The sequence below is a fragment of the Pseudomonas sp. P9_31 genome (genome assembly GCF_034008235.1).
Classification (GTDB): Bacteria; Pseudomonadota; Gammaproteobacteria; order Pseudomonadales; family Pseudomonadaceae; genus Aquipseudomonas.
The window spans coordinates 1,649,062-1,658,835 of the sequence record NZ_CP125375.1; the positions used below are offsets into that span (position 1 = coordinate 1,649,062).

Consider the following 9,774-nt stretch of genomic DNA (forward strand, 5'->3'; position numbering starts at 1 on the left):
GGGTAGCCGTTACATTTTTCGATGATGGTGTGTTTTCTTTTCAGGATAAGTCGTCGCAGTTCCATGGATCAGCACCGCGCTCAGGTTTGTCTCGCAAGCGCTTGTTTCAGCCGCGATTTTTTAACGTTTAAAACCATCAGGCGGTGTTATCATTGCGCCCGTCAGCCCCGCCGGGGCTTGTGGAATACCTCCATGGACTTACCCAGTAGTTACTCAGTACCCCGTTTTTACAATCATGAATTGACTGATTGATCCTTCCGGCGTGCCCCGCTGCTGGGAGTGGAGTTCGCCTATGTCTGAAGCTGAAGTAAAGAAAACGCAGGAAAGCTTGCAGGACCGTCTCGCTCAAGTCGTTGAGCTGCTGCAACGCCAGCGGGTGGTCGAAGACCTGACTCATCGCCAGGAAGGTCCGCATCACGACCGGGTCGAGAACCTGGTTCACCGGCAAAACCTCGTCGAGTTGCAACGCAAGCTCGATGATCTGCACTCCGCCGACGTTGCCTACATCCTTGAAGCCTTGCCGCTGGACGATCGTCTGACCGTCTGGCAATTGGTCAAGGCCGATCGCGACGGCGACATTCTGCTTGAAGTATCCGATTCGGTTCGTGAAACCCTGATCGCCGACATGGACGATCACGAGCTCCTGGCTGCGGCCAAGGACATGGATGCCGACGAACTGGCTGACCTGGCCTCCGAGCTGCCGCGAGACGTCGTCCACGAGCTGATGGAAACCCTCGATGGCCAACAGCGTGAGCGCGTCCGCTCCGCGTTGTCCTATGACGAGGAGCAGGTCGGTGCGCTGATGGACTTCGAGATGGTGACCATCCGTGAGGATGTCAGTCTCGAAGTGGTTTTGCGTTACCTGCGTCGCCTCAAGGAGCTACCGGGTCACACCGACAAACTGTTCGTGGTCGATTACGACGGCGTGCTCAAGGGCGTGTTGCCGATCAAGCGTCTGCTGGTCAACGACCCGGAAAAACAGGTGTCGGAAGTCATGGCCAGCGACCCGGTGAGTTTTCATCCGGACGAAGACGCCTACGAGGCCGCTCAGGCGTTCGAGCGTTACGACTTGATCTCGGCGCCGGTGGTCGATAAGAACGGCAAGCTGATCGGTCGTCTGACCATCGATGAAATGGTCGACCTGATTCGTGAAGAGAGCGAAAACGAAGTTCTCAACATGGCGGGTCTGCGCGAAGAGGAAGATATTTTCGCGTCAGTCTGGAAATCCCTGCGCAACCGTTGGGCCTGGCTGGCGGTGAACCTGATTACCGCGTTCGTTGCATCCCGGGTGATCGGTCTGTTCGAAGGCTCCATTGAAAAACTGGTAGCACTCGCGGCATTGATGCCGATCGTGGCGGGTATCGGCGGCAACTCGGGTAACCAGACGATCACCATGATCGTTCGCGCCATGGCGCTGGATCAGGTCAGCACCGGCAATACGTCGCGGCTGATGCGCAAGGAGTTGGCGGTCGGCTTGATCAATGGCCTGGTCTGGGGTGGGGTGATTGGTGTGGTGTCCTATCTGCTTTATGGCAGTTGGTCCCTGGGCGTGGTAATGACTGCCGCCATGACGCTTAACCTGTTGCTTGCGGCATTAATGGGGGTTTTGATTCCGATGACCCTGGCGCGGCTTGGGCGCGACCCGGCAATGGGCGCCAGCGTGATGATCACTGCCATGACTGACAGTGGTGGCTTTTTCATCTTCCTCGGGTTGGCGACAATTTTCCTGCTCTGACGTCCTGCTTTAAAGGAACCCGCTCAATTGGCAAATGCCAGTCAGTCTAAGTCCTGCGCAAGACACAAGCGGGCTTAACTGACAGGCATTAGCCCAATCGGCGGGTTTTTTTTGCCCGAATTTCAGGCAAAAAAAAGCCAGCAATTATGCTGGCTTGAGCTTTCGGGATGAATCAGGAAACGTCTGCGGCCATTTCGGCGTCATGGGCGATCAGCGAAACCAAAGCGTTTTGCTGGCGATGGGAGAGTTGGCGGAAGCGTTGCAGCAGTTCACGTTCGTGCAATGACAGCTCGGGGCTGTCCAGGCGCATGCTCAATTCTTCGCCCAACGCGCCTTCCTGAATAAGACTCTGTTCAAGGCGCGCGATGATTTCGGAATTCATGCTGCGATGATGATTGCGAGCCACCTCGGCAATGCGTTCACGCATTCCGTCTGGCAGACGTACGACGAACTTGTCAGCCGTACGGCTGGAATAAATTGCCTGTTTCAATGGGCGCATAAATTTAACCGGTTAGTTCAGGGGAGCGGTTCTCGGGATTGGCCGCAGGATGTCAGATAGGACAAGCGCTCCGACCAAATGTTCAACCTGAATTGATAGAGGCGCGCATCATGCCTCAAATTAGCCAGATCATTGGCGTCAATTCTGTGACAAATATTGATCCGGGTAAAGGCTTAATGCCAGCACCTATTATCAGAAATGCAGACTGGTTTGAAAACAATCCATGAGTCCGTATCGCTGACCGCGTCCTCTTGCCCGACAGATGATGCCCGAAGACCCCTGAAGGTGCATGCTATGCGGATTCGATCCTTGTTCCTTGCCTTATACAGGATAGTGGCAAATGGCCGATTTACTAGGGCAGACGGATGGTATGGAATGATTTCAGGATGGATGGCAGGCTGATTTACTTGATGGGGCCTTCCGGATCCGGCAAGGACAGCCTTATCGAAACCGCTCGTGAGCCCTTGCGGGCCTGCAATTGCGAGGTGGTGCGCCGGGTTATTACGCGCTCGGCTGAGTCCGTGGGTGAAGACGCCATCGAGGTATCCCGCAAAGAGTTCGAACGACTCAGAAGCCAAGGGGATTTTGCGCTGTCGTGGCAAGCCAATGGGCTGGATTACGGTATTCCTGTGCGCATAGACCAATGGCTCAAGGACGGGCGAGATGTGTTGATCAACGGTTCGCGCGGACACCTTGCAGATGCGCAGCAGCGCTATCCCACGCTATTTCCGGTGCTGTTGACGGTCAAGGATGAAGTCCTGCGAGAGCGCCTGCTACGGCGGGGGCGTGAGAGCCCGGCAGAAATTGAAGCAAGACTGCGCCGCAATGCGCTGTTCACGGCTGGCGATTCAATCGGTGATACGCGGATACATCGACTGGATAACTCCGGCGACCTTGCTGTCACCGTCGCCAATCTTCTGAAGCTGCTGAGCCTCAGCGCAAAACCGGATCGAACTTGATCTTGCGCCCGGCGATCAGCGCCAGCACGAACAGCGTACCAAACATGCCGCAGGCAATCAGGGGCAGGGTGACGACCGTGTCCTGGAACAATGACAGATGAAGAATGCCACTCAGTAAAGCGAGGACGAAAAATCCTGCGGCTGATTTGGACATGCTGTGCTCCTGATGGGGTGATTCAAAATACCAAGCGTTCGAAAGACTGTGTGCGCAGCTGAATACGCTCCTGGCTCACCTCTTGGCTGACAACATCGGGCTGATCGCTCATGACCGCCAATTGAGGCGCTTTTTGCAGCTGCAGGTAATGGGGTATGCGTTGGGCAACCGTCGCCGCATCGTTTTCGGGGAAGAATTGAAAACCCAACAGAACCACCAGGGCGACTGCATTCGCGACTAAAAGAGCGCTGTTCATGGGGCTGATCTTCCTCGTTCATTGAGAACAGTCGAAGCAGCCCGCATGCCAAAAGTTTAGCGGCTATTAAATCCTTTAAAAACAAAGAATTAAGATATTTTCACAAAATACCGTCGTTGCATTTTTACGGCGATGCAATTTGCACGGTAAACAAAGCCACGCTACCGTGAGGCGTCTGCCTACACTTAAAAAGCCCTACGGATGACATGACAAACGCGGGCCTGCCCGTTAACATGCACGCCGTCCATCGCTGCGCATTCCTTTGCCGGCGACGTGTGTCTCAGTAGCTCAATTGGATAGAGCATCCCCCTCCTAAGGGGAAGGTTGGCAGTTCGAACCTGCCCTGGGACACCAATATAATCAGGGAGTTAGCGTAATTTTTCGCTGGCTTTCTCGATCCTACCTCTTTGCTAGTCCCCACTTTGGTCCCCACTTTTCCAGGTGTTCAAGCCTTTAACTGTCAGCTTTCAATGGGGCGGTCTAGCTTTTACCCATTTTCAGAACCTGTCTATATAGCGATGCAGGTAGAAAGCTAAGTGCGCAAAAAGTTGCGCAGTACTGCGCAATGAACGAGCCCCATGAAAGACAGGACACCGTTTCCCCCTTACGATAAGGGATAGGCAAACGGTTATGTTTATGACTAACAGCAACGATAAGAGTGGGGAGCTTTTGGGCCAGGAGCGGCGGCGCCGCTGGAGCCCAGAGCAAAAACTGGCCATGGTTCGCGAGAGTCTTGAGCCAGGGCAAAGCGTTTCGGTGGTGGCTCGGCGTAACGGCATCAATGCCAACCAGTTGTTCCTGTGGCGCAAGCTTTACCAGGACGGCAGCCTGTCGGCGGTCAGTGCTGGCGAAGCCGTGGTGCCTGCTTCCGAGCTGAGCGATGCGCTCAAGCAAATCCGTGAGCTGCAACGGATGCTGGGCAAGAAAACGATGGAAGCAGAAATCCTCAAAGAGGCCGTGGAGATCGCCCGGTCGCGAAAGTGGATTGCGCACTCACCCTTGTTGCCGGGGGACGACCAGTGAAGCTGGTCAGCGAATGTCTCGGTGTGGCGCGCTCGCAATTAACGGTTCGAATCAAGCAATCGGTATCGCCCAAAGTACGGCGAAGCAGGACTGTGGACGATGCTGCGCTGGTGGTCGAAATCCAGCAGCAGGTTAGCGAGCTGCCCAGCTATGGCTACCGTCGGGTCTGGGGATTATTGCGTCGCGCCCGTGAAACCCAGTTGCTGCCGGCGATCAACGTGAAGCGGGTTTACCGGGTCATGCGTGATCACAACTTACTGCTGGAGCGGCGCATCAAACAGCCCGGCGTGCCGCGTCGGCACGAAGGCCGTATTGCGGTGCAAACCAGTGATACACGTTGGTGCTCGGACGGCTTTGAGTTCCGCTGCGAGGACGGCGCCAAACTGAGCGTGACCTTCGCCCTGGATTGCTGTGATCGCGAAGCCATCGGCTGGGTCGCGAGCCCGACCGGGTACAGCGGCGATGACATCCGCGACTTGATGCTGGAAAGCGTGGAGAAGCGTTTTGGTGACCAACTGCCGACCACGCCGGTGCAATGGCTCAGCGACAACGGCTCGGCGTACACGGCCGAACAGACACGCCTGTTTGCTCGACAGATCGGCTTGCAACCGGTGCCCCCCCCAGTACGCAGCCCGCAGAGCAACGGCATGGCCGAGAGCTTCGTGAAGACGATCAAGCGTGATTACGTGGCGCACATGCCCAAGCCGGATCGAGAAACGGCGTTGCGTAACCTGGCCATTGCCTTCGAGCATTACAACGAGCAGCATCCGCACAGCGCCTTGAACTATCGTTCACCGAGGGAGTTCAGGCGCTTGGCGGCAGCATCAATTTAACGGGGAGTTGGTGTCCGGTTTGGTAGGGGCAAGTCCAATCCGCAGGCCCCTGGATCAGGAACCCGTGCGCAGCAAACTTCTCGATAACTTGTTGCGTAAGTACGCAGGCACGCACTATGACTACGACAAGCGCGGAAATCAGGTCAAGCGTTGGAGTAATGGCAGTGTGTGCGAGATGCGATGGGATCTGTTCGATCGCCTGGTGCATTTCGAAGATGACCGTCTGGCAGTGGATTATGCCTACGACCCACTCGGTCGCCGCCTGCACAAAAACTCCCGAGCGCACTATAAGCATCGTCCAGAGGCCGGATCTCTGTGGAATCGCAATGAACATGCACGCAAACAACGTGAGTATGGTTGCGGCTTCACGATGTTCGGTTGGGACGGTGACAATCTGGCGTGGGAGAGCAGTCCCGCTCAGCTGGATGGTGATACCGGACGCACTGTTCATTACGTATTTGAGCCCGGTACATTCAATCCAGTGGTACAGGCGCTAAGTCACCAGCCCATTCGTTTAGTACCTCAACCCATTTATGGTGATGTTTACACACCGGACGAGGATCCGCTGTGGAATCACGCGCCTGTTCCTCAACCGTTTGATGCGATTGCGTGGTATCAGTGCGATCACCTCGGCACGCCACAAGAACTTACCGACCAGCAGGGTGAAATGGCATGGAGCGCGCAGTACAGGGTGTGGGGACAAGCGATTGAACAACGCTCATCCTCGGCCCAGCGACAAGGGTTGAATAACCCGATCCGCTTCCAGGGCCAGTATCACGATCATGAGACTGGACTGCATTACAACCGCCATCGGTACTACGACCCTGGCGTCGGTCGCTTTGTGTCTCGCGATCCAATCGGATACGCCGGCGGTATCAACTTCTATCAGTATGTGATCAGCCCGACCCAGTGGATCGATCCGAATGGGCTGTGCAGTAGCACGCTCAATCGGGCATTGGGTGGCAAAGCTCATGACAAAATGCAGGCGCATCACCTCATCCCTGAGGAAGTGTGGGGACGGCAAGCCAGTTTCTTCTCGGATATCGGGATGGGCGGAGAACGGGATAAAAAGGAAAACGGCCTGTTGATGCCTGACAGTGCGGATCAGGCGAAGAAAACCAAGCGCGTTTTTTACCACTGTGGATCGCATGGTAAGGTCTATAGCCCGATGGTTAACAACATGGTAACGACCGTCAGGAGCAAATATGAGGCTGGTGTCATCGACGAAGCGCAGGCGCGAGCTCAGATATCCGCGATACAGACAAGATTAAGAACAAGTCTTTCGGTACCCGGCACAACACAACGCCGACTTAGATAAGCAGGGAGAAGTGTTTATGGAATATTACGTACTTTCTCAAAAGGAAGAACCTGGTTGCCCGGCTGGCTTCTTGCAGGCAGATCTTTACGATAAATTTTACTCAGATACCAAAGGTGTAGAGTATGGATTTTTTCCGTGGTATGCGGAGAAGATCCATTACAAAACGCACACGCCCTACCCTGAAGGGATGGTGCTTATCTCTAAAGATAAGCTCTATGACTTTGATATAAGAAGTGTCGCTCGATTTTACATAGTCAGTGATGATTTCATGTCTATTTGCAGCGATCTTGACGTAAGTGTTACTGACGCTGTGCCCATTCAGGTGGTTTCCAAAGGTGGGGAAACTATTTCATCCAAAAGCTACAATGCCGTACTTTTTGAAGAGCTGGATGCGCGCTCGGAGACCGACCCTGCTTCTACTTTCATAGAAGAGGATGGGTTGATTTTTAGGTTCAAGAAATTGGTATTACCTCCCGAATTCAAGCGTGACTTGTTCAAATTCAAGGGGTTGATTTCAGGAAGTAATACGCTTATTTGCTCAGGCGCATTCAAAGAGCTTGCGAAAGGGATCAAAGGGGTGGAATTTACTCCTTTGGAAAGCGTGCTCTGGTCGGCTATCAGGCCAATTTGACGAATTTGAAAGGCACGAACCTGGAGTTCCGAATGGACGAGAAGGTCATCCCTGTTCTGATTCAGGTATTTGCAGGCGACAGCGATGGTTCTGTATTCGAGGAACTTCCGGCTCGTCAGGTGGGGGCGGTAACCTATGAACTGCTGTCCTCACCTGGCCTGGCGCTGAATATGGCCCGTGGAGATGTCATCTCTATCGAAAACAGAAACACCCATGCGGTGGTTATTGAGCGAGGTGGCAACTTCTGCATCCATATCTATGCCGACTATATCCCTGCTGAGGATATCGCCGGGCTTGAGAGCTATGTCGGTTGTGAGTTGGGTGGAACGCTGGATGGTGTGTTCAAGGGCAATCTCTCGCTCGCCGTTCCTGCGAGTAATGGGATGGACAAGATCAACGCGTTTTTTAATCGGTTCTGCGATAGAACCGGGATTCAATGGTACTACGCGAACATCTATCAAAATCTGGATGACGATGATGACGAGGCGCTTTTGAATTGGTGGCTCGAAGACTGAAGCAACTGAACCATCAATCGAATTGGTATCCAGGGAGCTGTTCTGAACGAAGGTGATTTGGTTTTTCCGGATGCGATGGAAAAGATCATCTGTGAAAAATATGGGATGCCTGTGCTTCCCCCAGAGAAAATAGGCGCCATTGCGGTACAGACGCTTGGTCAAGCTCCAATCTACGGCAGCAGAGTCGAGCTGCCGGAAGGGGGAAATGTCAGCTGGTTCAGACACCACATATTTGAAAGCCCCACACAGAGTGATCTGGTGGGGCTTTTTTGTGGCTGTCCATCGGTGGATAACTGACTAAAAGTTTTCAGCCCCACCTTCGGCCTTGCCAATCGATGTGCTCACTTGTGCGATATGTCGACGTCCGTTGACCGAATAACTGCGTTCCTGGTCTTCAGATCCCGGTTTGCGCAACGTCAGTAGTGCAAACAGTCCGTCCTTGTCGCCGTAGCTCCCGTACCAATTGATCAGTCTTGCGATGAAGCACTCATTCCCGATGACCACCGGCATATCGGCGACGGGTTCGACCGCGTAGTAACTCGCCCCGAAGCTGTAATAGTCATCACTGTCTTGTACTGAAGAGGGGATGGGGCAGATCGGGGTTTTCTGCCGGGCAGTCTCCAAAGCTTCACCTGCATTCACTTTGATCAAGGCTTTCGCGAGTACCTTTTGCAGGGCAGGCTCCAGTTCGAAAGCGGTGGTGCCGTCCTCCAGATATTGAGTGTGGGGCACTGTCAGTTGATAGCCGTAGCGAACGGTCAGTGTAGGCACTTTGTTATTGATCTTCAGGGGATTGAGAAGAAAGACCTGGTCAACGCCGTAGCTACCGTTTCGGTAGGCGACGTACATTTTTCCGCGAGCCTTGATCCAGTTCACGGATTGGTTGGCGCCGCGTTCATTGGTATAGAAAAGTGGGCCGGATTCATGGGCAGGCCCCGATGTCCTGCTGATGAACCGGCCTTCACTGCGACGGTAGGTTTGCGTGTAACTGAACATCCCGGTGCCGCCGGAATAGGTTTCAACGATGAGGTCACGCTGTCCGTCGCCATCCATATCCATCAGCGTGTATGAGGTGTGCCCGGATTCAGCGGCGTCGTCGATGCCGGACGCTTTCAGCGCCTTCCACTCGTCCTCCGTAACATCTTGGGGAATACTCTTGGGAAAGAGGGATTGCTCATCTTCACCCGGGTCGCCAGGGAATGACGTTGTGCTGCTGTCGAACGCCATAGAGTTGAGTGCCCGCTCCAGCGCAAACTCCGGATTATCCTTGCTCAGGTCCTGGATGCGTTGTTGCAAATCCTCCATCACCTGTTTGTCGACGTCGTCGGGTTGATAGGCAACGAAGTCGACCCATTGCACGTGCAATGCCTGTAAGCGTTCGCGATAGTGTTGGTCCAGGCAGGCGACGTCTTCGACGCATTCATTGCGCACTTTCAACCACTGGCGCTGAGATCTCTTCAGTTCAACCTGCGCCTGCGAAGCGGCGCTCATCAGCGTTCGATAGGTCGAACCCATTTGCGTATCCAGCTCATACAGCCCTTTGTTTGCGCAAATTGTATTTTCGACAGCGTTTGCCGCTTTTGTGCAGTCCATTCCGGTCGCCAGTGCGTGCTGGAAAAACAGCAGTGCGCAGGCAGATACGATGTAGCGTCCTTTGATGTACACGATGAAATCCTTTTCCAGGGTAGTGCACATTAAACTACGCAGCCCAGAGGTTCATCTAACGCGTTGCTTCCGCCGGTGAATCAACCAGTCAGGGAGCATGCAGCGTGAGCGAAGGAGTTGAGTAGCCAGATAATGGTTCGACCTGCCCTGGTCTCCACAATCATCAACTGCTCAACTCCAGCCCAA

General features: G+C 54.2%; 10 protein-coding genes and 1 tRNA gene. 7 read left to right on the plus strand and 4 right to left on the minus strand.

Features of this window, described 5'->3' with window-relative positions; genetic code table 11:
• Positions 1 to 292 precede the first annotated feature (292 nt).
• Positions 293 to 1,735: a magnesium transporter gene (gene mgtE / locus QMK51_RS07480; protein ID WP_258699506.1), complete on the plus strand. Its 1,443-nt coding sequence runs from the start codon at positions 293 to 295 to the stop codon at positions 1,733 to 1,735.
• A 172-nt stretch (positions 1,736 to 1,907) separates the two neighbouring features.
• On the opposite strand, the gene QMK51_RS07485 is transcribed toward mgtE, so the two are convergent.
• A complete protein-coding gene (locus tag QMK51_RS07485; RefSeq protein WP_018926380.1) occupies positions 1,908 to 2,234 on the minus strand; it encodes an Arc family DNA-binding protein in 327 nt (108 codons plus the stop codon).
• A 386-nt stretch (positions 2,235 to 2,620) separates the two neighbouring features.
• Between QMK51_RS07485 and phnN the strand changes: the two genes are divergently transcribed.
• A complete protein-coding gene (gene phnN / locus QMK51_RS07490; protein WP_320393609.1) occupies positions 2,621 to 3,193 on the plus strand; it encodes a phosphonate metabolism protein/1,5-bisphosphokinase (PRPP-forming) PhnN in 573 nt (190 codons plus the stop codon).
• Here phnN and QMK51_RS07495 read toward each other — a convergent pair.
• Both QMK51_RS07495 and QMK51_RS07500 read right to left on the minus strand, forming a co-directional pair.
• Entirely contained in the window at positions 3,168 to 3,347 is a 180-nt protein-coding gene (locus QMK51_RS07495) for a PA3371 family protein (RefSeq protein ID WP_258699507.1), read from the minus strand. The two genes, phnN and QMK51_RS07495, sit on opposite strands and share 26 nt — an antisense overlap.
• A gap of 22 nt (positions 3,348 to 3,369) precedes the next feature.
• The gene (locus QMK51_RS07500; protein WP_258699508.1) at positions 3,370 to 3,603 is read right to left on the minus strand and encodes a hypothetical protein; all 234 of its coding nucleotides are present in this window, start codon (positions 3,601 to 3,603) and stop codon (positions 3,370 to 3,372) included.
• A 277-nt stretch (positions 3,604 to 3,880) separates the two neighbouring features.
• On the opposite strand from QMK51_RS07500, the gene QMK51_RS07505 reads away from it, so the two are divergent.
• From QMK51_RS07505 to QMK51_RS07525, 5 genes are all read left to right on the plus strand, one after another.
• A tRNA-Arg gene (locus QMK51_RS07505) sits at positions 3,881 to 3,957 on the plus strand.
• A 282-nt stretch (positions 3,958 to 4,239) separates the two neighbouring features.
• Positions 4,240 to 5,459, plus strand: a protein-coding gene (locus QMK51_RS07510; RefSeq protein WP_413817514.1) for an IS3 family transposase whose coding sequence is annotated in 2 segments (ribosomal slippage) — positions 4,240 to 4,579 and positions 4,579 to 5,459 — 1,221 coding nt in all. Because the reading frame shifts where the segments join, the coding sequence is not laid out codon by codon here.
• A gap of 64 nt (positions 5,460 to 5,523) precedes the next feature.
• Positions 5,524 to 6,777, plus strand: a complete 1,254-nt coding sequence (locus QMK51_RS07515; RefSeq protein WP_320393611.1) for an RHS repeat-associated core domain-containing protein — start codon at positions 5,524 to 5,526, stop codon at positions 6,775 to 6,777.
• Between the two features lie 16 nt (positions 6,778 to 6,793).
• Positions 6,794 to 7,408 (plus strand): Imm43 family immunity protein, encoded by a 615-nt coding sequence (locus QMK51_RS07520; RefSeq protein ID WP_320393612.1) that lies wholly within the window; start codon positions 6,794 to 6,796, stop codon positions 7,406 to 7,408.
• A gap of 32 nt (positions 7,409 to 7,440) precedes the next feature.
• The gene (locus QMK51_RS07525) at positions 7,441 to 7,923 is read left to right on the plus strand and encodes a DUF4265 domain-containing protein (protein ID WP_320393613.1); all 483 of its coding nucleotides are present in this window, start codon (positions 7,441 to 7,443) and stop codon (positions 7,921 to 7,923) included.
• Positions 7,924 to 8,220: 297 nt separating this feature from the next.
• Here the strand turns inward: QMK51_RS07525 and QMK51_RS07530 are convergent, their stop codons facing one another.
• Positions 8,221 to 9,588, minus strand: a complete 1,368-nt coding sequence (locus tag QMK51_RS07530; RefSeq protein WP_320393614.1) for a lysozyme inhibitor LprI family protein — start codon at positions 9,586 to 9,588, stop codon at positions 8,221 to 8,223.
• Positions 9,589 to 9,774 lie beyond the last annotated feature (186 nt).